25 protein-coding genes and 1 pseudogene are annotated in these 24,723 nt (G+C 67.0%); 8 read left to right on the top strand and 18 right to left on the bottom strand.

Translation table 11 applies throughout. The features are described from left to right. The 5 genes and pseudogenes from ABLE43_RS21220 to rpsU form a co-directional block, all read right to left on the bottom strand. On the bottom strand, positions 1-2,583 hold a 2,583-nt coding region (locus ABLE43_RS21220), incomplete at its 3' end, for an RHS repeat domain-containing protein (protein WP_484592968.1). 258 nt (positions 2,584-2,841) lie between these two features. Next, positions 2,842-3,033 (bottom strand): annotated as a pseudogene (locus tag ABLE43_RS21225) (integrase core domain-containing protein); the annotation flags it as partial. A 117-nt stretch (positions 3,034-3,150) separates the two neighbouring features. Further along, positions 3,151-3,672 (bottom strand): hypothetical protein, encoded by a 522-nt coding sequence (locus ABLE43_RS21230; protein WP_348980047.1) that lies wholly within the window; start codon positions 3,670-3,672, stop codon positions 3,151-3,153. Between the two features lie 75 nt (positions 3,673-3,747). Next, positions 3,748-3,951 carry a DUF5818 domain-containing protein gene (locus ABLE43_RS21235; RefSeq protein ID WP_348980048.1) on the bottom strand — a complete coding sequence of 68 codons (204 nt, stop codon included), beginning with the start codon at positions 3,949-3,951 and terminating at the stop codon, positions 3,748-3,750. 21 nt (positions 3,952-3,972) lie between these two features. Further along, positions 3,973-4,173: a 30S ribosomal protein S21 gene (rpsU, locus tag ABLE43_RS21240; protein WP_348980049.1), complete on the bottom strand. Its 201-nt coding sequence runs from the start codon at positions 4,171-4,173 to the stop codon at positions 3,973-3,975. A 269-nt stretch (positions 4,174-4,442) separates the two neighbouring features. Here rpsU and ABLE43_RS21245 point away from each other — a divergent pair, with 269 nt between their 5' ends. From ABLE43_RS21245 to ABLE43_RS21255, 3 genes are all read left to right on the top strand, one after another. After that, entirely contained in the window at positions 4,443-4,931 is a 489-nt protein-coding gene (locus tag ABLE43_RS21245) for a hypothetical protein (RefSeq protein ID WP_348980050.1), read from the top strand. Positions 4,932-5,063: 132 nt separating this feature from the next. Further along, entirely contained in the window at positions 5,064-5,372 is a 309-nt protein-coding gene (locus tag ABLE43_RS21250; RefSeq protein ID WP_348980051.1) for a type II toxin-antitoxin system TacA family antitoxin, read from the top strand. Then, a complete protein-coding gene (locus ABLE43_RS21255) occupies positions 5,369-5,938 on the top strand; it encodes an N-acetyltransferase (RefSeq protein WP_348980052.1) in 570 nt (189 codons plus the stop codon). The genes ABLE43_RS21250 and ABLE43_RS21255 overlap by 4 nt, the downstream gene beginning before the upstream one ends. A gap of 79 nt (positions 5,939-6,017) precedes the next feature. Here ABLE43_RS21255 and ABLE43_RS21260 read toward each other — a convergent pair whose 3' ends face one another. Together ABLE43_RS21260 and ABLE43_RS21265 are read right to left on the bottom strand one after the other, a co-directional pair. Then, the gene (locus ABLE43_RS21260; protein WP_348980053.1) at positions 6,018-6,398 is read right to left on the bottom strand and encodes a PIN domain-containing protein; all 381 of its coding nucleotides are present in this window, start codon (positions 6,396-6,398) and stop codon (positions 6,018-6,020) included. Continuing rightward, positions 6,395-6,637 (bottom strand): AbrB/MazE/SpoVT family DNA-binding domain-containing protein, encoded by a 243-nt coding sequence (locus tag ABLE43_RS21265; RefSeq protein ID WP_348980054.1) that lies wholly within the window; start codon positions 6,635-6,637, stop codon positions 6,395-6,397. Before ABLE43_RS21265 ends, ABLE43_RS21260 begins: the two co-directional genes overlap by 4 nt. A 200-nt stretch (positions 6,638-6,837) precedes the next feature. On the opposite strand from ABLE43_RS21265, the gene ABLE43_RS21270 reads away from it, so the two are divergent. The 3 genes from ABLE43_RS21270 (at position 6,838) to ABLE43_RS21280 (ending at position 9,719) form a co-directional block, all read left to right on the top strand. Further along, the gene (locus ABLE43_RS21270) at positions 6,838-8,184 is read left to right on the top strand and encodes a tyrosine-type recombinase/integrase (RefSeq protein ID WP_348980055.1); all 1,347 of its coding nucleotides are present in this window, start codon (positions 6,838-6,840) and stop codon (positions 8,182-8,184) included. 132 nt (positions 8,185-8,316) lie between these two features. Next, positions 8,317-9,075, top strand: a complete 759-nt coding sequence (locus ABLE43_RS21275) for a hypothetical protein (protein WP_348980056.1) — start codon at positions 8,317-8,319, stop codon at positions 9,073-9,075. Continuing rightward, a complete protein-coding gene (locus tag ABLE43_RS21280; RefSeq protein ID WP_348980057.1) occupies positions 9,072-9,719 on the top strand; it encodes an RES family NAD+ phosphorylase in 648 nt (215 codons plus the stop codon). The genes ABLE43_RS21275 and ABLE43_RS21280 overlap by 4 nt, the downstream gene beginning before the upstream one ends. 173 nt (positions 9,720-9,892) lie before the next feature. Here the strand turns inward: ABLE43_RS21280 and ABLE43_RS21285 are convergent, their stop codons facing one another. Together ABLE43_RS21285 and ABLE43_RS21290 are read right to left on the bottom strand one after the other, a co-directional pair. Then, positions 9,893-10,192 carry a helix-turn-helix domain-containing protein gene (locus ABLE43_RS21285; RefSeq protein WP_348980058.1) on the bottom strand — a complete coding sequence of 100 codons (300 nt, stop codon included), beginning with the start codon at positions 10,190-10,192 and terminating at the stop codon, positions 9,893-9,895. A 162-nt stretch (positions 10,193-10,354) separates the two neighbouring features. After that, entirely contained in the window at positions 10,355-13,324 is a 2,970-nt protein-coding gene (locus ABLE43_RS21290) for a DEAD/DEAH box helicase (RefSeq protein WP_348980059.1), read from the bottom strand. Positions 13,325-13,769: 445 nt separating this feature from the next. Here ABLE43_RS21290 and ABLE43_RS21295 point away from each other — a divergent pair, with 445 nt between their 5' ends. Further along, positions 13,770-13,934 carry a hypothetical protein gene (locus ABLE43_RS21295; RefSeq protein ID WP_348980060.1) on the top strand — a complete coding sequence of 55 codons (165 nt, stop codon included), beginning with the start codon at positions 13,770-13,772 and terminating at the stop codon, positions 13,932-13,934. A gap of 212 nt (positions 13,935-14,146) precedes the next feature. Here ABLE43_RS21295 and ABLE43_RS21300 read toward each other — a convergent pair whose 3' ends face one another. The 8 genes from ABLE43_RS21300 to ABLE43_RS21335 all read right to left on the bottom strand — a co-directional run bounded on the left by ABLE43_RS21300 (position 14,147) and on the right by ABLE43_RS21335 (position 20,657). Further along, positions 14,147-15,502 (bottom strand): hypothetical protein, encoded by a 1,356-nt coding sequence (locus ABLE43_RS21300; protein WP_348980061.1) that lies wholly within the window; start codon positions 15,500-15,502, stop codon positions 14,147-14,149. A 110-nt stretch (positions 15,503-15,612) separates the two neighbouring features. Beyond that, positions 15,613-16,092, bottom strand: coding sequence for a hypothetical protein (locus tag ABLE43_RS21305; protein ID WP_348980062.1), 480 nt, complete (start codon positions 16,090-16,092; stop codon positions 15,613-15,615). Between the two features lie 13 nt (positions 16,093-16,105). Next, entirely contained in the window at positions 16,106-16,390 is a 285-nt protein-coding gene (locus ABLE43_RS21310; RefSeq protein ID WP_348980063.1) for a hypothetical protein, read from the bottom strand. Between the two features lie 178 nt (positions 16,391-16,568). Then, positions 16,569-17,450 (bottom strand): hypothetical protein, encoded by an 882-nt coding sequence (locus tag ABLE43_RS21315; protein WP_348980064.1) that lies wholly within the window; start codon positions 17,448-17,450, stop codon positions 16,569-16,571. Between the two features lie 29 nt (positions 17,451-17,479). Beyond that, a complete protein-coding gene (locus ABLE43_RS21320) occupies positions 17,480-17,740 on the bottom strand; it encodes a hypothetical protein (protein ID WP_348980065.1) in 261 nt (86 codons plus the stop codon). 41 nt (positions 17,741-17,781) lie between these two features. Next, positions 17,782-18,627, bottom strand: coding sequence for a hypothetical protein (locus ABLE43_RS21325; protein WP_348980066.1), 846 nt, complete (start codon positions 18,625-18,627; stop codon positions 17,782-17,784). A gap of 78 nt (positions 18,628-18,705) precedes the next feature. Continuing rightward, positions 18,706-19,971, bottom strand: a complete 1,266-nt coding sequence (locus tag ABLE43_RS21330) for a sensor histidine kinase (protein ID WP_348980067.1) — start codon at positions 19,969-19,971, stop codon at positions 18,706-18,708. Beyond that, positions 19,962-20,657 (bottom strand): response regulator transcription factor, encoded by a 696-nt coding sequence (locus ABLE43_RS21335; protein ID WP_348980068.1) that lies wholly within the window; start codon positions 20,655-20,657, stop codon positions 19,962-19,964. The genes ABLE43_RS21330 and ABLE43_RS21335 overlap by 10 nt, the downstream gene beginning before the upstream one ends. 108 nt (positions 20,658-20,765) lie before the next feature. Here ABLE43_RS21335 and ABLE43_RS21340 point away from each other — a divergent pair, with 108 nt between their 5' ends. Beyond that, the gene (locus ABLE43_RS21340; protein WP_348980069.1) at positions 20,766-21,347 is read left to right on the top strand and encodes a hypothetical protein; all 582 of its coding nucleotides are present in this window, start codon (positions 20,766-20,768) and stop codon (positions 21,345-21,347) included. Between the two features lie 21 nt (positions 21,348-21,368). On the opposite strand, the gene ABLE43_RS21345 is transcribed toward ABLE43_RS21340, so the two are convergent. Continuing rightward, a complete protein-coding gene (locus ABLE43_RS21345; protein ID WP_348980070.1) occupies positions 21,369-24,386 on the bottom strand; it encodes a CHAT domain-containing tetratricopeptide repeat protein in 3,018 nt (1,005 codons plus the stop codon). Positions 24,387-24,723: the final 337 nt, after the last annotated feature.

Genomic DNA, 24,723 nt, shown 5'->3' on the forward strand with positions numbered 1-24,723 from the left:
ATCACGCTCATAGCCGAACGCCATCCCGTCCGGATGCGTCAGTCGCGAGCGGTTGCCGGCCGCGTCATAGGCGTAGGACAGCGTGCGTGACGTTCCGCCCATCGTCGTCGTCGTGCTCGCCATTCGCCCCAGCGCGTCATAGGTCGCGCTGACCGCTTCGCTCGTGCCCGAGAAGGTCGCCGAAGTCAGATGGCCAAGCAGGTCATAGCCATAGTCCACATCGCGCGTCGCAGACGCAGGCGGGCAGCCCGTCGACTGGTCCGGCGGGCAGCCGTCCGGCACCGTCTTCTTCGTCAGCCGACCGAGCAGGTCGAACGTAAAGCCGATCGTCCGTCCATCGCGCAGGCGACGCGATTGGAGGTCTCCGTTGGCCTGGTAGTTCAACTGCTCGTAATCGCCGGGCGAACCGGCACAGGCAGTCGACGACGCGGTCTGGTAGCAGGTCCGCACCGGGCGGGCGAACCCGTCGTAGGTATAGGCGGTCACATTCCCCTTGCCGTCGGTGACGGTGCCGAGCGTACCGTCGGCGTGATAGGCATATTGGTCCTCCGTCGCCGCATCGGTCTTGTCGCCGCGACGAACCACGGTCACCTGCCCGGCGTCGTTGTACGTGACCTTGGTGATCCGGTCGGGCCCGTCCGTGCCGGTAACGCCAAGATCGCAGGCGGAAGCCGGGGTGGTGGCGAAGGCATCCGGATTCATCCGCTGCACCGTACACTCCAGGCGACCCGCAGTGTCGTAGCCGAACTGGGTGAGCGTGAAGACGGTGGCGCCGGACATCGCCCGCTCGGCGGTCTTGCGGTTGGCATCGTCGTAGGTGGAGACAACCTTCCGGTCGGCGGTGAATCCGCTGCCGTCGGCATTGCCTCTACCCTGTTCCTGCGCGCTGATCCGGCCGCGCGCGTCATAGGTCGTCCGCACGATCGGATGCGGCAGTTCTCCTGCGCCGTCCGGATCGGGCGCGATGACCGCCGTCGGACGGCGCAGCACGTCGTAGGTGATGCGCTGGGTATCGGCCGTCCCGCTCAGCGGCCCGTCGATCGAGGTGACGTTGCCGATCGCGTCATAGCCGAATGTGGTGGTCGCCGAGGGACCGCCGTCGCTGCCTGCGATCGTCTGCGCGGTCGGCAGCAGGTTACCGCTTTCGTAGGTGATCGTCGTCGTGGTTTCGTCCGCTGTCCCGACGCATGACGCCGTGGTGCGGCAGGTCGATATACCGGTCAGCATATAGATATCGGCACCGGTGGTCGTATTGTGCTTCAACGCATAGGCGTAGCGCGTCGCCGGGCGAATGCCCCCGCTCGCCGCAGGTCCGGTGACCTTGGTCACATTGCCATGCGTCGGATCATATTCGTAATCGGTGACGCCGCCGTTGGCGGCGGTGGTCGAGGTTGGCTGGTTGCACGTCACGGCGTTCGTGCAGTTCGCCGGATAGCTGGCAGTCGAGACGATATCGCCGAGATTGCTGCCGGTCCGCGCGACCTGCCGCGTCTCGGTCACGTTACCGCGGGTGTCATAGACGAAGCTGGTATATTCGCCGCCCGGCTGCGTGATCCGCGTCACCCGGCCAAGACTGTCATAGGTCCATTGCGTCTTGCGCGCCAACGGGTCGGTGCGCGACAGCATCCGCTCGAGCGCAAGGTCGAACACATAGACGGTCGCCTTGGCCGCCGGGTCGGTGACGGTCACCGTCCGGATGCTCCGCCCGTTGTCGACGCCATCGACACTGGCGTAGGTCGTGTTGCCCACGGCGGTCTGCACGCTCGAGACGCGCGCGCCGCTGTACCCGATCGTCACGTCGGCCGTGGTGCTGCCGGGGTAGGTCACGCCCGTGATGCCGCTCGCGCCATAGGTGAACTGCATCGCCTGGCCTGCGGCATCGGTGAAGCCGGTACCGCTCACTTCCCCATTGGTCGCACGGTTCTTCAGCGTCACGCCCTGAACGGTCGACCAGCGATACAGGTCGAAGGGGCCGGTTTCGGGGTCCTGCGGATCCCCTTCCACTTCCGGATAGGAGAAGGTCGCGCGATATCCGTGGCGGTTGTCGATTGAACCAAGTCGATACGCCGTGGTCTTCAGCGTGCAGATCAGGCCGTCGTTACCCTGCTTGGTGCCGGAACAGTAGACCACGCTGTCGTAGTTGTAGGTAAGCGTTTCCCCGGAAGGGAAGGTGATGTTCGTGACCCTGCCTTCGGTCGCATATTGCGGATAAAAGCCGGCCCGCGCTTTGTCGAACAGCGCTACGGTGCCGTCGCTGGCGGTATAGGTATAGGTCGATCCGGCAAGCGACAGCTTCGATCCGCCGCCCTCGCTCGAAACGTAATTCGACCCCGACTGTGTGAACCGGTCCGAACGGCCGTTGATCGTGACGATAACGGCATTGTTCTGAATGTTGATGACGGCGATCAGATTGTCGTTCCAACCGTCGCCGTTGTTGAACTTGAAATACTGCATGCCTTTTTCGTCGGCGGAACCGATCGACAGCACGGGACCGGTGACGAGCAGCTTTCCGCTGATGAGATCGACACCATTGGCATCGACTGACTGGCGAACGGGCGGCGGCGGCGCGATCTGGGCCAGCACCGGCGATGTCGTTCCCCCGATCAGCACCGCCGACACGAAGAGAGAACGACGCAGAAACGCCGTACGACAGTATTTTTTCAAGATCGCCCCCGATCAGTGCCCCAAGCGGTTGATATCCGCTGATAATAGGATTGGCTGAGCGGCGAGGCGGACGCAAGGGGAAATTTGATGTGACGTGGTCCAGACCTTTTATTCCGCCGCAACCAAAGGTCGATCGGTGTTGAACTGTTACTCGGTTTCGAATGAATCGACTTGCCGTCATCCAGCGCCTGCCGGCAGCGGCGGGCCATGTGCCGCTGACCAGTTCACCCGCGATATTGGCGTCTTGTTGCCGATGGCACTATGCGGTCGCACCTCAATATAGTCTCTGCGCCAAGCCTCGCGTTTTTGGACCGCGTCGTCGAGGTTCCTGAACCAGTGTTGGTTCAGGAACTCCGCCCGAAACATGCCTCCAATTTATGGATGAGATCAAAGAGACAACCGTTCACAGTTGTCAGGCGCATGCCCAGTTCCCCTACGATCTGCGCGGCGTCGTAATGTAGTGCGACCAGTTCGAGGCAGCGCCTCTCACGCGGGGTCAGGCGAGACAGGGGTTTCGATTTGGTTATGAGGAACCATAGTCCGAAATGGGTCTTTCCCAACACCTGCCGTTAGCGGCGAACCCGCATTGCCGCACGCTTGACGTGCTTCGATGAGGAAGTCCGTCGGTGGCAGGGTGCGGTGGTCGATCCACCATTTGGCGTCGCGGATCTGGAGGCATGCTGCGCAGTCGGCGTCGGCAGTCGTGACCGGATCGGTCGTCAGCGCGGCAAGCCGACTAGCACGGATGGTGGTGGCCCACGCGATCTGTCGCCCGCTGCCGGTCAGCTCGGGCAAGTCGAGATGGGCGATGGTGGCCGCGGTCCCGGCAGCTTCTTTTGCCTGCTCCGCCTGCTTGTTGGCGATGAAGCAGGCGCGGCACAGGGTGGTGCGCAGCCAGCGTGCCTTGCGTGCCACCTGGGCATCGAAGTCGTAGATGACGTGCGCCTGCTCGTGGCCGCAGGCATGAACGATCCGGTGTTCCATGGCGGCAGGCGTGGCCTTGGCCATGACCGCGATCAATCGAGATGAGTCGACCTGAATCGTTCCCGCGACGAACGGTTGTCGCCCTGAGGAGGCGTTCGGTCAGATCGGCGTGATGCTGTCGGCGTCGACGACGCCGGACGCGACCAACGTACCGACGAGCCGGACCCGCTTCTCGACCTCATCGACCGGCGTGCGGTGCAGCTCGAGCGCATAGCGCCCGCCGGCGTCCCGGCGCAGATGGAAGGCGCCGCCGTCACGCACCAGCGTGCCGGTTTCGTCAATCCGGGTACCGATCGGAAGCATCTGTGTGACCGGGTCGCGCGATCAGCGATCGCGTTCGGCGCGCTTGCGCTCGGCCTTGCGCGCACGGCTGATCGCGGCGGCACGTTCGCGAGCGCGCTTCTCGGATGGCTTTTCGTAATGCTTGCGCAGCTTCATCTCGCGATAGACGCCCTCGCGCTGCAGCTTTTTCTTCAGTGCGCGGAGCGCCTGATCGACGTTGTTGTCGCGGACGATGATCTGCATGGGGACGTCGCTCGTGCGTTGCTATCGGTTGAAACGACAGGAACGGCGGCACCGTACCTGCGGTCGCGGCCGTATCCGTATTGTCCGGCATTTGGCAACCGGTGACGAGCGATCACCGTGCCCGGACGGGTCGGCAGCAGACGGTTGGCGGCGCAGGAGCATCCTACCTCCGCCGGCACGATGGGTCATGTTTCAACGACTTGCTCGCAAGGTCGCCGGTTTCTACTGGCGTGCGAGCGTCTGAACCCGGACGCCGCAGGGGGATTGAATTGAACAAGGTAATTGGAATTGCGCTCGCCGCGATCATGGCCGGCTGCGCGGTACCCGCGCAGGCGCAAATCGTGCTGGAAGCCAATGGCGCGCGGGCAGACGAGCGTTGGGGCGGGGAACTTGGTGTCGGCTACGATCTGGCGCTCCTGCCCGGACTGAAGGTGACCCCGGCAGTCGGTGCGCTGATCTTCACACAGGACAATGGTCGCTACTATCTCGACGATAACGGCGGATCCGACGCCTGTCGCGACAAGACCAACGGTCGCTACGCCGACAAGGAGCTGTGCAACAACACCCGGCTGCGCGCCTATGGCCGTGTCGAGGCCACTTATTCGGTGCCGCTGGTTGCCACGCTCGGCATCGGTGCCCGCATCAGCGATGAGATCATACCTTATGGAACCATCGCCTTCCCGGTGGCACCCCGCATCCAGCTGAAGGGCAATGTCGGCGACGGCTATTATGCGGCGGGGCTGCGCCTGGCACTGTAAGCCTGTGACGGTCGCCGCCTTCAACCGGCGGCGGCACCTCTTGTCGAACCATTCGATCGCATGGCATGCAACCGTTGTTGAAGTGTACGCCGCCAAGGCGTACATGATGCGTCGGGTTGACGGAGGTGTACCATGCTCGGCTTTCGGGATCAGATCGGCGCGATCGATGAGCGCAGCAGCGAGCGGATGAACTTCCGTACCAAGCCGCGCATCAAGCAGGCGATCCAGCAGGCAGCGGCGCTCTCCGGGGTGGATGATTCCGTCTTCACGATGAACGCCGCCTATCGCTCGGCGATGGAGACGATCGCGGCGCACGAGCGTACCGCTCTGCAACCGGTCGATCACGCACGGTTCTTCGCGGCACTCGACACGCCGCCGGCGCCTGCCGACCGGCTGCGCGCGGCGTTCGCCCGCCATCGCGAGACGATCGTCAGCAGGTGACGGCGGACGAGCGTACAAGACCATATGCTATCGAACCGCTCGATCCAGCCAGGCACGATCAAGCGGTGTTTTCCTGCGGCATATCGCAGGTCGACAATTTCTTTCGTCGGACCGCCAATAAGCTCGCGAAGGCCGATACCGTCCGCACGTTCGTGATGGTCAGTCCGGAGGACAAGCTGATCGGCTTCTATGCCACCAACGCGCATGCCATCGACCATACCGAGCTACCCGACCGGTTCGCGCGCAACCGTCCCGCGCATGGCAGCATCCCGGCGGCCTATATTTCGATGATCGGGGTCGACAGCCGCTTTCAGGGACAAGGATATGGTGGCGATCTGCTGGTGGATTGCCTGACGCGTCTGGCCAGGGCAGCCGAGGTGTTGGAGATCGCCGTGGTGATGCTCGACGTGCTCGATTGCGGCGATCCGGAAAAGGTGGCGAAGCGCGTGTCCCGCTACACCAGCTATGGCTTTCAACCGCTGGCATCGAACGGCTTGCGGCTGTTCCTGCCGATGGCGACGGTTCGCATGCTAACCGCGCAGGCCGGAACAGAACGCGGCGTCTGAATATCGTAGCGCCCTTCCCCGTACCGCCCAAGTCCAAGGTGCGCCTGACTGCCAGGCGTTCCCGAAAGATCGATGCCTCTCAGCGGATCGTCACTACCTTGACCCCGGTGGCGGAAGCGACGTCCTTCCACGCGCGGTCGGCGGTCCAGGCCGGCAGCGCGTCGCGTCTGGCAAGGGCGAGGCAGAAACGCTCGCCAAGCGAAAGGCTGGGCGCATGGGCGGAGAGCCGCGCGGCGTCGCGGGCGAGCGCGGCATCGGCGGCGGCCAGCACGACCGGCAGCGAGCGCAGCATCCGGTCGACGACCTCGTCGGGCATACCGAGCTTGTGATAGTGCGAGGCGACCTCGGCCATGCTGACGACCGACATGCGCGCGCCGGCCAACGCGCCCTCGACCTTCTTCGCGCCGGCCTCGCCGCGCAGCAGCGCGAGCAGCGCGGAGGCATCGAGCACCACGCTCATTCGCCGCCCTCGCGCGCACGATCGGCGAGGAAGGCATCGACGCTGCCGTCGGGCGCATTGCGGTACTGGCGGGCGAGCGCCTGTGCCTGCGCCACGATCTGTGGCACGGTGCGCAGGATCACGCCGTCGGCGGTCTCGTCGAGCCAGACCGCGCCGCCGCCGGTTAGCCCTAAGCGCTTGCGGATGTCGGCGGGCAAACTCATGCGCCCGTTGGGGGTGATGTTGACTTGTACGGTCATGCGGACAGTCCGTGGCACGAAGGGGTGTTCGGGACAGGCTAGCCGCAATGAGCACCACGCACAACCAAGGGCATCATGGTACTACCATCTGCCTACCCTGCCCCGTCTAACACACCGTACCACTGCTGAACTAGTCACTTTCCATAATCGGACATTATGGTATCCACAGGATAGTTATCGATCACAACAGGATCGGCGGTGTGGCGGTGTGGCAGGACGGTATGGCGCATGGGGCAGGCGATGCGCGCCGTGACACGGATGACAACGTCAGCCTCGAAACCGATACAATGCCACACGCTGATGCCGATGGCATAACCCCGGACGTGCCGTACCTCTACCCGCATGCAGTAGCTGCTGCCACCAGCCTGCTCGTGGTCCGCACCGATGGCACGCTGCCGCAGCGAGGGTCCTTGGGCGATACCGGTGCCACTGCGGACCACCGCCTGCTCGCCACGCTCGCGCGCGTCGCACCCGCCGACATGGCCCCCATCAGCGCGCTCGGGGTCGAGACCGCGCTCGAGGCGATGGCCGATGCTTCCAAGCGCGCGATCGCCGCCGATCTCGACTGCTGGCTCGGATGGTGTGCGGGCGAGCATCGGCCGCCCTATCCCGCCGACCCCGAGGATCTGGTGCGCTATCTGCGCGCGCTCGAGGCCGACGGCCGCAAGCCCGCGACACTCGCGAGGCGGATCGCGAGCCTCGCCACCGTCCACCGCCTGCTGGGGCACGGCGACCCGCCGACGTCGGCGGCGATGGTGCGCAACGCGCTGCGCGGCAACCGCCGGCGCCAGGGCGCCGCGCAGCGACAGGCCGCCCCGCTTCGCTTCGGGGCAGGGCTGGGGGAGACCGGCGGGTTCACCCTCTCGGGGCTGCTCGCCGCGTGTACCGGCGACGTGCAGGGGCTGCGCGATGCCGCGTTGCTGTCGCTTGGCTATGACGCGGGGTTGCGCGTCGGCGAGCTGACCGCGGTCACGGTTGCCGATCTGCGACCGCAGGACGACGGCACCGGCCTCCTCCATCTGCCGCGGTCGAAGACCGATCAGGAAGGGGTGGGGGCGTGGGCGTGGCTCTCCGCCGATACCATGCGCCGCGTGGCGGCGTGGCGCGCCGCGGCGGGGATCGGGGAGGAGGTGCTGTTCCGCCGGGTCGGCGTCGACCGGCGACGGCAGCGCTCGAAGGAGATCGCCGATGCGCGTTGGGGCGACGCGGACGGGGAGGGGGCCGCGCTGCTCGTCACCTACACGATCGGCACGGCACCGCTCACCCGGCAGGGGGTCACCGCCATCTACCGGCGGATCGCGCGCGCCGCTGCCGTGGCCGGGCTGGTCGACGTGGCCCCGGACGACCTCGACGCGGCGGTCGCCGCGCTCTCCACCCATTCGCTGCGCGTCGGGCTGACCCAGGACCTGTTCGCTGCCGGCGAGGACGGGGCGGGGATTGCACTCACCCTGCGCTGGTCGTCCCCCTCCACCGCGCTGCGCTACGGCCGCAGGCTCCAGGCGCAGAGCGGCGTCGCCGCGCGCGTGCTCGCCCGCGTGCGGGGATGAACGCCGGTTTGCCAAATGGGCAAGCAACAGCGCCGAGCTCAGCCGTAGATCATGGCATAAGATAATATATTGAGCGTGACGGATGTAGTGAGATCGCTTATATGTTAGTGATACTAACCACAGGAGATGCTCGTGGCGACCCTCGCTAACGCTGTTGATCCCGGCGCTTTCGCCCAGATGGTGTTTGCCAAGCTGGTCGAGACCGCGCGCGCCAGACCCGCCACGCTCCAAGGCTCGACACGAACCGACACGGTCGACGACACCTTGTACATAGCGACCTCTGTCGAGGACTTTGCAAAACGGTATCGAACCGCCGTCGCACGTGTGATCGAGCAGCTCGACGACGGCGATCCCGACACAGATGCGGAGCGCCTGGCGCTTTACGCGCTCGTCGACAAACTGCTGCCGGACGTTCGTACGCGCCACCTCGAGCGCAAGATCGAGCAGCTACTCGATGTGCTGGCTGACACGCATGACCCCATGGCCGAGTTTCACACCGCGGTAGCCGCCGATAATACCGCGATCCGGCAGCGCTTCATGCGGGACGTCGAAACGCGGACCTCAACGCAGGTCGCAAGCCTTGCCGGGCATACGGCCAAGAACCGCCACCAAACCGCCGCGCGCTGGAAGAGCCAGCGGCGCGTGTTCGCCGTCCCGTATCAAGGACAGGACTGGTTTCCGGCATTCCAGTTTGACGATGATGGAAAACCGCTGGCGGTGATACGCGAGGTTCTGGCCAAGTTGCCAGCAGGCCGGACGCCTTGGCAGATCGCCTTCTGGTTCGTGTCGTCCAACTCCTGGCTCGGCGGACCAGCGCCTCGCGACATGTTGGATGACGTGGCAGCCCTGATAGAGGCGGCAGGTCACGAGCGTGACGAAATCAGCGGATGACGGCACTACCGCCGACCGGCACTGTGCCAAAGCCGCCGACCACCTTTCCGATCCACGTCACCGATTTGCCGGTGGGGGCAATGCTCTGGCGCATTCATGCCGAGCAGTTCGCCGGCGATACCTTCAATCCCGGTTTCGGCCAATCACGGTTCGCGCCGATCGGCCCGATACACAACCGTGTACCGACAGCCTATGCAGCGGACGGGTTCGAGGCGGCCATATACGAAACGATCTTCCACGATCTCGACCCGGTCGAGCCATTCAAAACCTACGCGCTCGGCAAGCTCGCGAACGTGCGTTGCTCGGTGCTTCGCGTCGAGAGCGCACTTGGCTTGCGTTCGTTCATGACACCCGATCTGATGAAGCTCGGTGTCGCACGAACCCGACTGATCGATACGCCGGCGCGCGAGTTCCCCGATACCCGTCGTTGGTCCGCAGCGCTGCACCACAGAGACAACGCTACCCACGGAATGATTTGGGAATCGCGGGCATATCCCTCGTCGATGGCGATGATGTTGTTTGGCGATCGCGTACCGTCCAATGCACTGAGCGTGGTCAGCACGCTTCGAATTGATGCGGACCCCGGTCTTGCCATGCGTTTCAAAGCGCTTGCCGACCGATCCGGCGTCACTTTGGTGGTTTAGGCATGTTCTTCCCGCTCTACCGAAGGATTGCATCACCAAATCATGGAATCAGATAGTCAGGTGTGACAGGGAGTTGTGGGCAGTACCACAAAAGGTGGTTTTGGGGGCAGAGCCAGTGTAGGTCGGGGCGCATGTGGCGACGGGCCCCGCGCCAGATGGGTCACGGCGCGAGTTCACCCATGCCGGTGAGGTGCAGGGACACCCTTGCCGGGCAGTTCGACGCGCAACTCCAGCGTGCTGCCTGCGGCTTCCACGAAGCAGCGCAAGGTAGACAGGTAGAGATCGGTCCGGCGCTCGATCTTGAGCACCGACGGCTGCTTGACGCCAAGCGCCTGCGCGATCTGTTCCTGGCTGCGGTCGGCGAGGAGGCGTAGCGCCTTCAGGCCTTCGACCTCGGCAGCCATCCTGGCGGCACGGGCCTTGATGCGCTCGCGGCGTTCCTCGGGCAGGCTGGCCATGATGTCGTCATGCATGCGATCGGTCGGGATGAGGCGCGATATCGACCTGCTTCAGCCGGCGGATGCGCATCCGCGCGTGGACCCGCGCCGTCTGCCCGTCGTCGGAACACTCGGTGGCTCCCTCACGATCATCAGGATCCGCGCGTACCATATCCAGCCGATGCGACAGCCCTCCCGCTATCCGAGCAGGAAATCGATGTCCTCCTGCGTCAGCGCGGCAGACGTCGCTGCCTCGTCGCTCCACAATGCCTCGGCCAGCGCCGCCTTGCGCTGTTGCAGATCGAGGATCTTCTCCTCGATCGTGCCGCTGGCGATCATGCGGTAGACGAAGACCGGGTTTCGCTGGCCGATGCGATGCGCGCGGTCGATCGCCTGCGCTTCCACCGCCGGGTTCCACCATGGATCGTAGAGGATGACGGTATCGGCCGTCGTCAGGTTCAGCCCGGTGCCACCGGCTTTCAGGCTGACCAGGATAAGCGGCACCTCGCCGGCCTGGAAGCGCGCGACCGGCGTCCGGCGGTCCTTGCTCGTGCCGGTCAGTTCGACCCAGCCATGCCCCGATCGGTCGAGTTCGGGTTTGATGAGGTCGAGCATGGCGGTGAACTGGCTGAACAGGATGATCCGCCGCCCTTCCGGGATCAGCTCGCCCAGCAGTTCGAGCAGCCGTTCGAGCTTGGCCGATCCAGGCGGCTTCGCGCCGTGATCGGGCAGCAACCGCGGATCGCAGCACACCTGCCGCAGCCGGGTCAGCGCGGTCAGGACCATGATCTGGGCGCGCATCAACCCGACACGGGCGATCTCGTCGCGGACCCGCTGCTGCATCACCAGACGCTGGCTTTCGTGCAGCGCCATCTGCGCCGGGGCGGGGACGACCGCGACCTGCATCACCGACTTTGCCGGCAGGTCGCTCGCCACCGCGTCCTTGGTCCGGCGCAACAGGAATGGCCTGAGCTTGCGTGCCAGTCGCGCGCGTGCCGCGCCATCGCCGTGCTTTTCGATCGGGGTACGGTAGAGCCGCTGGAAGTCGCGCTGCGTGCCCAGCAGACCGGGCACGACCAGGTCGAACAGCGCCCAGGCATCGGTCAGCCGGTTCTCGACCGGCGTGCCGGTCAGCGCGAGCCTGCGCTCGGCCTTGAGGCGCCTGGCGGCGGCATGGCTGCCGGTGCGCGGGTTCTTCAGCACATGCGCCTCGTCGAACACGACCAGCGAGAACGGCTCGGCGGCGAGGATGTCGGCGTCGCGCACCAGCAGCGGATAGCTGGTCAGCACCACGTCATATCCGCCGATCGGCGTGTCGCCGCCGTGCCGGCCGGTACCATGGCGCAGCAGCACCGAGAGACCGGGCGCGAAGCGTGCGATCTCGGCCTGCCAGTTGGGCAGCACCGAGGTCGGCGCGAGGATCAGCACCGGGGCGGGGGATCCACCGGCCCCCGCCGCCTTGCGCGATACGCTATGCGCCAGCGTCTGCACGGTCTTGCCAAGTCCCATGTCATCGGCGAGCAGCCCGCCGAAGCCGGCGCGTCCCAATGCCTCCAGCCAGTCGAAACCTGTCTGCTGATACGGTCGCAACGTCGCGGTGAACCCTGCGGGCAGCGGCGTCGGCGCGAGTTGCAGCTGCGTCAGTTCGCGCGCCAGCATCCGCAGCGGCTCGACACCGCTCCATGCCAGTCCGGGGGTCGTCGCCTCCAGTTCGCCGAGCAGCCCGATATCGAGGCGTGAGAACCCCGGTCCGCTGCCCGTGCCTGCCACTGCCGGTTCGTTGGCGGCCAGCGCCAGCAACGCCCGCAGCACCGGCAACATCGCAGCGGCCGCCACCGTCACCACCCGCCCGTCGCCGAGCGCAACCGGCAACACGTCCTCCGCCTCGGCCAGATCGCGGCTCAATGCGTCCAGTTCGCCCGCATCGAACGTCGCCAGCATCCGCCGCAGCGCCGGCACCAGATCGACGCGCTGCCCCTCGATCGTCACCCCCAGTTCGAGATCGAACCAGTCGACCCCCGACGGCACCACGGTGGCGGATAGCCCGGTGTCTTCCACCGGCATCACCCGCAGCGGGAAATCGGCCGTGGTTTCCACGCGCCAGCCTTCGGCGCGCAGCAACTCCGCCTCGTAGATCAGAAAGGGCGTAAATGCCTCAGGCGAGGCCGGCATGTCAGGCACGTGATCCCATGCCTGTCGCGCACTCGGGGCGATATCGTCGAAGTCGTGGAGCGGTAGCAGACCGGCGAGCAACAGACGGCCGACCGCATCCTCTTCGGCATCCTGATCGCGACGGAAACGGACGAGTGCATCGCCCTCCCGAACCAGCAGGGTCTGGTCGTCGACGGCAGGACCGACGATCGTGCCGGCATAAGCGAAGGTCAGCCGCGCCACCGCGCACGGCACCTGCCCCTTGCCGCCATGGCGATAACGGCTGCCATGCCATGCCTGCATGGCGACCTTGTCGATACACAGCGACACTACCGGCACCGGCTCGATCATACCCAGATCGCGTATCTCCGGCGCCACGGGTGCCGGCACCTGTGCCGGCACCAGATCGCGCCACCGTGCCGCCAGCCCGGCGACCGCCTCCGGTCCGACCGGCGGCAGCCGCAGCAGTTGTTCGGCCATCGCGCCCGGTACGCCGAGATCGATCGGCGTGACCGTCCCGCCGATCGTGTCGATCACGACGGGGGGCGCGACCAGCGTCACGACGCTGTCGGCCACGATGTCACCGACCGACAACCGCATGCGGCCAGGATCGTCGTGCACCCACGTCAGGGCCGCCGCCCTCTGCTCCCCCTGTCGCAGCACCGGCCCGCGCGGGTTCTCCCATCGCGCGCGTCCCGTCGCCACGATGCGGTCCAGCAGGTCGGCACCGCCCGCCCCGGTCAGGCAGCCTTCGTGATCGGTGTCGCCGAGCCGCTGCTGCAACCGCCGAACGATCAGACGGTCCTCCTCGCCGATGTGCGGCGGACCCGCATAGCCCGGATAGTATCCGGTCATATGGACCTTGGAGCCGCTACCTACCGGCTTGCCGTCCGCATTCAGCGCGATGTCGACCGGCTCGATCCACAGGCGCAGTGCGCAACCCGGCATCGTCAGCGATGCCAGCGGACGTTTCCTCGACAGTCGCGTCGTGCCGGTGATCGTCTGTACCCTGACCACGTAGAGGACGGCCCGGAAAGACGGGAGGTCCGGCGCGACAAACCGATCGCGGATCGGCCGCATCGCCGTTGCCCACTGCGCAAGCGCCGGCGGCAACGGCTCGATCACAGGTGTCCGGGGCACATGGTCGAGTACCGCCCCCTTGCTCCATGTTTCTCCGGCATCTTGTGACCGGACGGCCCTGGCCGCCTGCAACGCGGACAGCACTGCCGCTGCATGTTTGCACCCCATGGCTACCGGGCAGCTACAGAAAGTCGATACCCGCGCCCCCGATCCGAACCGCAGTTCAACGCGATAGGGCGACTTCGCGCTGCCCTTCACCAAGGCGGATACGAGACCCTTCGCGTCATCAGCTTCGAGCCGGACGACATGGCCGCCACGCCAATACGCCCGCCCCGCCGCCACCGTCTGCGGGTTTGAAACGGCTTGATGGATTTCCTCGTCGGTGATTTCCGGCAGCATGAGCGAAACACTATCCCGCTCCCGCGTACAGGACCAGTCGCCACCGAGATGGCGTCGGTTTTCAAATGGCGATCCGGCACTGCCCGAGCCCCTTGATGTCGTGCAGGTCATTGTCTTTGCTGATGAAAAGCTGACCGTGGTTGCCTGAACGCAGCTACTCACCTGGGTGGCGCGTGACGACTCGATCAGGCGACGGCGAAGTTGTCGTCGACAAAATCCCGAACGGCATCAAGAACGGACCGGCCTTACCGCCAAAGCTACACCACGCCACGGGACACGACCCGCGACCGCGCGACGGGTGCTCAGATCCATCGCGCCACCCAATCTGCCAGACGAACGATCACGCGACAGATAGCACGGTCATCTGACCCCGAACCGGACTTTCGGATGCCACGGTTCAATGCCTCCATTGGCCGGGCAACGCTTCATTCGGTCGCCGCCCAATAGGAGGTCATTCTGGCCCAGCTTCACAATGCCGGGTGATTTGCGCTCGACCGGGCCATCTTCGCCATCGATATCGCTGACCTTGAATGCGACATGCAATTTGCCGTCCGCCAGCCGCCATGTACCATTGGTGTGATGGCCGATGAAATAGGTGCCATCACTTCGAATCGAGATCGCGTCACCGCTGGCGCAATAGGTTCCCTGCGCAACCCACCCGCCAGCAAGCCATTCCCTTGTCGGCGTCGCGCCAACCGGCTTTGCAGGCGCGGACTTCGTGATGGTTGGAGATGGCTCGTTGCACATGCCCGTGCGCGACCCGACCTCACGCTGGGACGCGATCGTGCCGTTCGCCCAGTTCAGGGTCAGTTCGCACCGCCATTCGGCACGCGGCGCGTTGACGTTCAACTGCCCACTGGAGACGACCTGCACTTTGTTCACGGCGATGATCGCCCCGAATTCGGTCATATAGTCGATATTGACGACGCGAGGCGGTGTCCCCGCTTTGATATGGACAATCGAACCCTCCGATATCGTCGCGCTCACCGGCTTGGTGACCAGCAATATCTGTTCGCCTGTCTTGAACTTCGAGCTGGCCGACAATTCCGGCTTGCCGCTCTCGTCGCATGCTGGTCCCTTGCCGATCAACTCCCGACCCGCATGGTAGGTAGAGGCGGCGTTGCCATTGCAGCGCACGGTGAACGTGCCAAGCGCGGTCTGTGCGGACGGCGTGTCGGGCGCGGTGGACGCCATACCCATTTCTTCCGGTGACGGCGGCATGACCGTTACCGAGTAATCGGGCAGCGTGCAGGCCGTAAAATGATTCACGGCATTCGCCGAACCATGCAGCGGGATCGTTTCGATCGGTGTTCGGGCGTCGTCGCCAAGACGGATGGTGACGCCCGAATGCTTCCCCCACGCATCTATCAACGCGGCGTTGGTACGCCCCGCGAAGCCCCGCATTCCGTCCGTGCCCGTGTATCCGGTGACGACAAGGTCCGTTGGTCGCGATACACCCTGAAACTGGATGAAGACCGGAAACGACCTGTTCGCTGCGACGGGTGGGAACCCCTGTCGTACGTAGGAGAATCCAACCTCGCCTGTGTCGCGGCGATAGGCGAACCGCACGCGAGCGCCACGGCCCGTATCAAGGTCCATCATGCAAAACTGCGGGCGGACCAGATACACGGTGTAGCCGTCGCCCTGATGCGCCACCTGCTGCGCAGGCGCCGTCTGTGGCGCGGTGAGGCCGGCAAACGCCAGCAAACGGACCATTGCGAGACGCATTTCCAGAGTCCTGTGACAGGGGGTGCGGGTTGATGGCAGGCCTCGCCGCCGAGACGGCGGGCAAGGCGCTGCCGGCGTTCGGGCAGATCGGGATCGAATCAGCCGGCGATGCCGCCGCTCGCCATCATCTCCGCGTTCTCGATGGCGCGGAGGTTTTCCACCGGCCTCGGGATGGTCATCATCGGGTTGGTCGGCACATAGTGCCACGTATCGCCCGACCGGACGAAGCGCCCCGAAAGCGTTTGCTTGTCGGGCTTGCACCCGTCGGGCGCTTTGCCGACACAGCTTTCGACGCTGAAATCACAGTTCGCGCCGGGCGCGCCATCAGTCGTCGTGCACGCGATTTTCCTGAGCGTCAGGATTTGCTGGTGGCCGTCCTTGCCACGCAGGCCGATGCGGTCCTTGTCCACGATGACGGATTCCGGTCCCATCGCAAAGCGCAGCGCTGCGGCCTGCATTGCATCCTGTGACGGCTCCTTGCCTGCGCCGCCATCGGCGCTACCCGCGCCGCACGCCGTCAGCGACACGCAGGCGGCAATCACGAACATCCCGCCGATGACGGGCTTGTGCGTCTTCATCATATGGCTCCTTTCATCGGCGTGGGTTCAGTGCGCGATCGACAGCTTCACGGCTGCGTTGCTCGTTGCGACGGGTCTTTGCTGTCTCTGTGGCGAGGCACCTTTGCAGGCAGTGAGCTTCTGACTCGGCCCACTTCGCCTGACAGGTGGCTAACGCCGAACCGACCTTTCCCTGACAGCTTTGCAGGTTCGTCGCCTTGATCTGGCGGCATTCAGCGCAGCAGTCGGCATAGGTTCTTTCCGGCCCGGCGGGCGCGGTCGCCGCCGCCATCGCCAGCACGGCAAACATCAGCTTCATGGGAAGCTCCCTCTCGAAGTAAGGCGTTCTGGCCGCGAGGCGAAGGCGGGGTTATCTACCCGCCGCGCGGACGGCGGCAGCGGCGGGTTCCGACGCTTGGCTGTCGCTCGTGCCGCCGCACTCGAAGCCGGCGGCAATTGCACGAGCAGGGCACGCCGGGCGACCGCACCGGGTGCGCTCACAGCGTCGGCATCCGGTTGCCGTCCTTGCCCGCCGCATCGACCGCCTGCTGCGCTGCGTTCAACTCACCCTGACGCTGTTTCTCCGCCATCGCCGCCGCCGCCTGATTGAACCGTTCGATCGCCGCCATCGCCGCGCGCTGGTCGACCAGCGCCACCGCGAACGACCGGGCGAGACCGGGATTGGCGCTTTTTGCGTGTACCGCGAAATTGATGCTGATCCCGCATGCGTCGGAGATCGACATCGATCCGTCGCTGCGGTCGTTGGTGCACTGGTTGAACAGCGCATTATCGGGGCCGAGCAGCTTGCCGTCGGGCGAATAGGGCAGTTCATAGCGGCCGACGCTGCCGTCGCCAGCGGAATAGCGATAACTTGGCTGGCCATATTTATCGGTCAGCCGCTTCAGCACCGTCTCCACCGGCGCTTCCTGCCCATCGGCGAACTCGACGCTGCGATGGATCGCGACGACCTGCTCCTGTCCCGGCAGCCCGACCAGCGACAGCGTCATCGTTTCCAGCCCGGCGCGCGCGGCGATCTGCGTGCGCGGTTGGGTGTCGCCGGGCAGTTTCGCCATCCGGAATCCGCCTTCGCTGCTATAGTCGACCTCGAACGCCGGATTGGTACAGGCGACGATTGCGAATGCCTGTTCGGCGGGCATTCCCAGCGTCACCCCGGCGATGTCGCGCCCGCCCGATGCCGCCGCGGGGCGGTTGGCGGCGCAATCGATCCCCTGTGTCGCGGCGGTGCCCTGTGCCGCGCTGCTCGGCGGGGGCGGGCGATAGCCGACCCCGCTCTCGCCGCCGTCCGCCAGCGGCTGGGCCGCCGGTTCGGCAGGCGTGTTCTCCCCCCCGCCGCAGCCCGCCAGCATCGCCGCAGTCATGCACATCGTTGCCATTCGCCGCATCACCTTCACTCTCCCACGATCGCCCAGCCGCTCGGGCGTTGTTCGAACAGCATCGACGCCTCCGTCGGCTCGATGCCCGATGCCCGTTCCAGTCCGGCGCGGAAGGTACAGCGATAGCGCCCCTCACCCGCGTCGACGCAGCGACGCCCCTCGATCGAAAGGATGTGGGAGCGTGGGTTTGCCGCCTGCACCGCCGCCAGTATCGCCGCATCGCCCGGCCCGTTCGAACATCCCGGCAGCAGTAGTGCCGCACCCATCGTCATCATGCATCGCATGTTCCGTCCTCCCCGTTGCCGAAATTCAGCGGTCACAGCCCCGGCGTCCGCCGCACGATCCCCAGCGCTGTAAGGATCAGGCCGATGCCGCACAGCGCCGCCAGCCAACCGCCCGCCTCGACCTGCACCAGCGATCGCAGCATCGCCGCGCCGAACCGATCGGCGACCGCACCGGCCAGCGCCTGTCGCGACAGCAGCACCGTCACCACCGATCCGGCGGCGAGCAGCCCGGTCGCCAGTTCGACCAGCCGCATCCGCCGCCCCTTCCATGCGAGGATGAGGATGGCGATCGCACCGACCGGCACGAGATAGAGCATCGGGGCAAGCCGCAGCAGCAGCAGCGCGCGCTTCGCCACCGCAAGCCTGGCCGCGGTGCCGGTATCGCGGAACGGCGAACCGGGGCTGTTGCCTAGCAACTGCTCCAGCCCCGTGACTGCCGTGTCGACCTGCTCCCGCAGATCGCCGAGCAGGTCGGGCATGGACAGCAGACTACCGTCGAGCCGCTGCGCCGCCCCCGGACCGCCGAACGATGCCCATGACAGCGCGATCGATGCCAGCAACAGCAGACCGGCGACGACTGCATGGGGCCGCTCCGCCGCGAGTCCGCGTACGCGGCTCAGCACTTCGCCGCCGCGTTCCTCCTCCAGCGTCTGTTCGATCGCCGCCATGCCTTGCTTCACCGCGGTACCGATCCGGGTGGGCTGGCGCAGCGCGAATACGTCGGTGGCGGTGGTGCCGGTGGCGACGAAGTCGACTGGTTCGCCGATCCGTGCGGGTGTCTCGCTGCGCCAGTGGTGCAGCCCGAAGGCATAGCGCGCGCCGTCTTCGCCAAGAATCAGACCGCCGTCCTCGCCGATTGCCAGTATCGATCCCTTCATGCCGCGTTCCCCGATGATCCCGTCGTTGGATGGAGGATGCCAAGGCAGGGATCGACGGGGCGAAGGAAATCGCCGTTCTTACGCCAATGGTAAGGGCCATCGGCAGGTGACGCGAAGCCCCCCGCCGGGCCGGTCGGCGAACGACAGGTCCGCACCCTGTCGCGCTGCGATGTCGCGCACGAGGTCCAGCCCGTGTCGGTCGCCGCTGCACGGCGCGCCCTGCGCATTGCGGGGGAGGGCGGCGGTACCGGAGCCGCGATCGGCGACGCACAGCATCGGTCGCTTATCGATCATGGCGGTCGCGATATCGACCGGGCCGCCGCTCCCCGCGTGGCGCAGCGCGTTCTCGATCAGGTTGGCGATCAGCAGCATGGTCTGCGCCGGCTCGACGCGGGCGGGTGCGGCCGACAGGCGCAGCCGGATCGGTGGCAAAGTCCCGTCGGCGGGCAGCAGCGGCACCGCGACACGCGCGACGAGATCGGCAAGGTCCACCGGCGGCGGCGGTTTCGACGCGGGCGGTGCACGTTGCAACAGCACCGTGGCCGCCGCCCGCGCCGTCTCCAGCGCTTCCTGCACCGCCACCCGTGCCGCCCCCAGCGTCGTCGCGCGCCCGACCGTCAGCGCGGCATGGGCGACCGGACGGATGATCTCGTGCGCCATCGTACCGGCAAGGCGGCGATTGACCCGCAAGGCGTCGGCCAGCGTCGCCAGCGTGGCGTCGATCCGCCGCGCGGTCTGTCCGATGGCGTCGCCCGCCCGATCGCCGATCCGCGCCGCCTCGTCTCCCTCGACGAAGCCGATCAGTGCCGCATCGAAGCGGTGCAGCCGTTGCCGTGTCCGCGCCAGCGATCGCTGGGCGGTGATCGCCGAGGCGATCAGGACCAGCGCCAGCAGGCTCAGCCCGATCAGCAGCATCCGGTCCGCCGCCCGGTCGATCGGGGTCATGTCGCGCCCGACGAACAGCCGGAACCGGCGGTCGATCGTCAGCGTGCGCCCCAGCACGCGCCGGGCGCCGTCGCGCGCGACGGTCCATCCGCGCGCATCGGGCGGGGCGGCGGGCCAGGCGCGCAGGCTGCCCGCGATCCGGCGCCCGTCGGCATCGGCGACGACATACTGGAGCGTGCCGCCCGCCTGCCGGTCGAGCATGGTCAGCGTCTGGACGACGGGCACGTTCGATTCAGCGACCCCGATCGCAACCAGATCGGCGCGTACCTCCGCCTCCACCTGCGTGCGTGCCTCGCCGCGCAGCGCCACGATCAGCGCGCCCAGCGCCATCGCCATTCCCAGCAGCAGCACCGCGACGCCCCATGTCGCACGCGCGATCCGGAACCTCTTCAGCGGCACGATGCCGCGTCAGGATCAATGCGATAGCCGCGGCGCGGGACGGTCACGATCAACTGCTTCGAACCGATCGCGTCCGCCAGTTCCGCGCGCAACCGCGTGATCGCGACGTGCAGCAGCGGCATGCGTACGCCATGATGTTCGTTGGGCCAGGCCCCGCGCCACAAAGTCGTCGGATCGACCACCGCACCATGGGCGTGCACCAGGCGCACGAGGATCGCGAAAGACTGCGGCGTCAGCGGCAGCGGCCGCGATGCCCACCACGCCGTTTCACGATCGGAACTGACCGCGAGCAACCCGATCGTCATCCGTGACGGATCGCCCGCTCCGAACCGGCGGATGAGTACCTTGAGCCGCTCGGCCAGGACCGCCGGATCGAACGGCTTGAGCAGATAGGTGTCGGCACCGTTCCTGAGCGCTTCAGGCTCGCGATGGGCGGGAAAGGCGGTCAGCATCAATACCGGCGTGGCAACCCCCGCGCTTCGCAGCCGCTGAAGCAGGTCCAGCCCGTCGCCGTCTACACCCGCCATATGGATGTCCAGCACCAGCACATCGGTATCGTGCGGATCGAACCCCGCGTCGAACCGGGCGATCGTATCGAACCAGCGCAGCCGCCAGCCATGGTGGCGGACGACATCGCCCACCTCCTGCGCCCAGATCGGTTCGTCCTCCAGCAACACCACCCGCATCCGACAGTCCCTCGGCAACGGCGCGTGGCCCCTTTCCGCCGCCCGTCCGATCCGTATCATAACGGTCACGGCGCAGGGAATCAGCTTACGATGCGGGTAAGAAGTGGCGTGGCACTACTGATGCTGGGCGTGGCGATACCGGGCGGGCCGCTTCGCGCGGCGGCGCCGGACGACGACGCCTTGCTGCTGGTCGTGGCGGCCGACCGGCTGCGTGAGGAAGCACGGGTGGCCGGGGACGACGGGGCAGGAGCGCTGCTGCTGGCGGCGCTGACGCTCACCGCGCGGGCGGAGGGGCGGGTCCACGCGCCTGGCGGTCTGCCCGCCGACCTAGGGTATCAGCCGTTATGGGCGGAGACCGAGCGGGCGGTGCGCGGCGATGCGCGGTTGCAGGCGGCGCTGGCCCGGCTGCCCGCCCCGGAGCGCGGCGCGGGATGGCGGCAGCAGACACGGTCACTGCTACCGGGGGGGACATGGCGGGAGCGGATCACCTATGCGGGGGGCGAGGTGGCGATCATCTATGCGCGGGGGACGGGAGCGCGGCTGCGCGTCGACGACCCGACCGGACGGACGCTGTGCGCGCCCGCATCCACCGCGCTGTGCATTTGGCATCCGTCCCGACCGCAGACGGTGACCGTCACCGTCCGCGCGACCGGCAACACCCCGGCGACGTTCGAGCTGCTGACCAACTGACACCGGCGGGTCGGCCCCGGATCACCGGCGCGCGGCGATGTCACCGACCAAGGTGAATGCAGCCCAGTAGCGCGGATGCGCCCAGCGCCTGCCCGGCGTGTCGCGCAACCGCCGCATCGCGTCGCGCAGCGCGGCGGCAGGGTCGCTGCCGATGCCCGCGAACAACGCGGGGCTGACCAGTGCCGTGGCGGCATCGTCGATCGGCCAATGGCTGACCAGTACCCCGCGCGCGCCCGCCGCAAAGAACCCGCGGGCAAGGCCCGACAAATCCTCGCCAGTGAACGCACCGTCCGCCGCCGCCGTGTCACAGGCGGAAAGCACAACCAGATCCGCCCCGATCCGCAGCGTCGCCGCCTCCGACGCGGTGAGCAGTCCGTCGTCGGCGGGGTCGCCGGCGTTGCCTGGCGTCAGCAGCAGCGCGGGTTCGCCCGCTGGTCCGCCGTCGCCGGTGCGTACCGCATGGGTCGCAAGCGTGATATAGCGCGCGACGGGCAATCCTGCCTCTCCGCGCAGACGCGCCTCGGTCGCCTCGCTTCCGGTCCACCACCGGGCACGACCGGGAAAGTGCGTCGCGATTGCCGCAAGTTCGTCGCGCGCATGGGGCAGCGGCGGCAGGTCGGGCATCGCCGGGTTCGGCGCGGGCGCGCCCATCCCGACGAAGGCGATCGCCCCATCGGGTCGCACGGGGGTGCATGCCTGACAACGTGACCGCAGCAGATTCGCGGGCGACGGCAGCGCGGTGACGACCGTACGGTCGATCAACCAGCGCCCGCCGATGCGCAGCGCGGCGGGTGGCACCGACGCCAGCGCACCGCTCGCCACGCTGATGACGCGGCTGCGGTACCCCATCTGGTCGCGGGCGGAACCGAACCAGTCCTCGCCCAGCGCCGCGGCGTCCGCCAAATCGAACCGCGCGCCCGATATCCGGCCCATCTGGCCGCGCATTCCTGCTCCCGCGCCGCCCAGTCCCGCGCGCAACCGTGCGACCCGCGTGGCCAGCCTGGCATGCGACAGTCCGGTCCGCCGCACCCAGCGCACCCGGTCGCGGCGTATCGCCCAAACATGGCCCGCCGTCTCGCCCGGAACCGCCATCACCAGCACTTCGCCCGGTGCCAGCAGCGCCTGCACCGTCGCGATCGATACCGGCCGCGGGCGCAGCAGATCGGCCCCGCCACGCTGCGCCGCGACGATCCGCGCATCGAGCGCGGTCAGCGCCGCGTCCTGTTCGGCGATCCGTCCGGCCAGTATCGCCGCCTGTGCCGTATCCAGCGCCGCCACCTTCAGATAGCGGCGATCGGTCGCGTCGCGGGCCAAGACCAGCGCATCGCGTTCACGCAGCGCCACGGCGAGCGGATTGTCACCCCGCCGGAGCGCCGCACCGTCGATCGCCTGCCCCGCGCCGGAATAGATCGCCCATTGTGCCGCGACAAACGCGGCACCGCAGTCGGCATCGCAGCCGCGCACCCTTGCCCCGCGCACCGCATCCCATGTGATCGCGACCTGTCGTTCGAACACCGTCCGCACGTCGCGCAGCGCGCGGCGCTGCTCGACCGAACGGGTGCCGTAGCGTTCGAACCGGGTGATCGCCGCCGCCGCCGCGCCGTCGATCGCCACCCTGGCATCCGCGATCCGCCTCAGCCGGTGCAGCACCGCGCCATGGAGGCTGCGCGCCACGATCGTCTCAGCGGTAGTGCCGGCCGGGCCGCCGGGCAGCAGCGGCAGCGCCGCCTCGATTAGCGGCAGTGCTTCCGCCGCCCGGCCGGTGTCCGCGAGCAGCGAGGCCAGCGCCACCCGCGCTCGGGCGGGATCGGCGGGATCGGGCATCGATCGGGCCGTCGCCTGTGCCAATGCGTCGCGCAGCACCGCTTCGGCACCCACCGCATCGCCATCCGTGCGCAGCGCGTCGGCAAGCCGGAGCAGCATTCCCACCCGCTTGGGATGCGGCGTCCCGGTTGCCGCATCGAGGATCGCGATGGCTTCGCGGAGCAGCGCGGCAGCGTCGCCGGCGCGCCCCTGCCGCAGCGTCCCAACCGCGAGATTGGCAAGGGTAAAGGCGACATCCGGGTGGCGCATGCCCAGTGCCTGCCGCTCGATCGTCAAGGCGCGGGCGGTAAGCGCTTCGGCCTCATGCTCGCGTCCCGCGTCACCGAGGATGTTGGCCAATGCCTTCAGCGCCGATCCGATGTCGGGATGCCCCGGCGGCAACCGTGCCTCGCGCATTGCCAGCGCCCGGCGCGCGGCGGCCTCCGCCTCGGGCAGACGGTCTTGCGCGCGCAGACTGATCGCGATGCTGGTGAGCAGATTGGCGATTTGCGGATGGTTGGGCGGAAGGATGGTCGCATAGACCGCGAGCGCCGCGTCATATTCGGCCATCCCCTCGGCCAGCCTCCCCTGCTGGTCGAGGTTGCGGGCCAGGCCGTGATGGGCGATGCCGAGATTGCGGCGTTCGTCCGGCAACGCCCTCCAGATGACGATCGCCCGCCGCAACATCGACTCACCTTCCTCGTGCCGCCCCAGCCGGTCGAGCAGGACGCCGACATTGTTGTAGCTGATCGCGGTATCGCCATGCGCCTCGCCCAGCAGGTGCCGGGCGATGGCAAGGTCGCGCTGCTTGGGTGCCAGCGCCTCGACAAGCCGTCCCGCCGCCTGCAACGCACTGCCGAGATTGCCGTAGGCATTGCCGGTCTCCGCCGCATCCTCACCGAACCGCGCCCGCGCGATCGCCAGCGCGCTACGGGCGTGGATCACGGCCAGTTGCGGGCGACCGGCATCGATCTGCAACGATACAGATTCCTCCAACAGGTCGAGACAGTCGTCGGCGAAGCGGGGGCGGGCGAGGCAGGCCGCGACCTCGCGTTCGGCCAGCGTCGCGCCCTCGGCGGTCCGTTCGGCATCGATCGCTGCCTTCAGCGCCGCTGAAGGCGCGCGTCTAACTGAAGGTGCTTCTGGACGTGCCGCCGACGGTACCGTCAGCAGTACCGACAGCGCCGGCAGTGCGCTACGAGCCGCTCGATGCGTCCAAATCAGCTGTCGTCGCATGTTCCCGGCCCCCGCCACCATGTCGATGCGGTAAAGTATAGCGCGTCACGGTGTGGGTGCCAGAGTAGCTGTTCGCAATCGTGTGCCGCCCGCTCGCAAACGACTTGAATTCCTGCTCACGGTATCCACCGCCGGATCGTGTCCCACCACTTGGTGTAGAGGCTGTTATGAACTTGTTGCGATGGTAACGGCCTGCTTCATCATGAGGCAGGCGTGTTGATTTTTGCTGAGAGTTGACCCGGCGGTGGTGGGAATTTCCATCGAGAAGTGACCCGTGTCTCAACCTTTCCCCGACGGTTTGTCGGGGAGTGACGGAGTTGATGAACATGGCGTTACT

The sequence above is a fragment of the Sphingomonas silueang genome, from assembly GCF_040049155.1.
GTDB classification, from domain to species: Bacteria; Pseudomonadota; Alphaproteobacteria; order Sphingomonadales; family Sphingomonadaceae; genus Sphingomonas; species Sphingomonas silueang.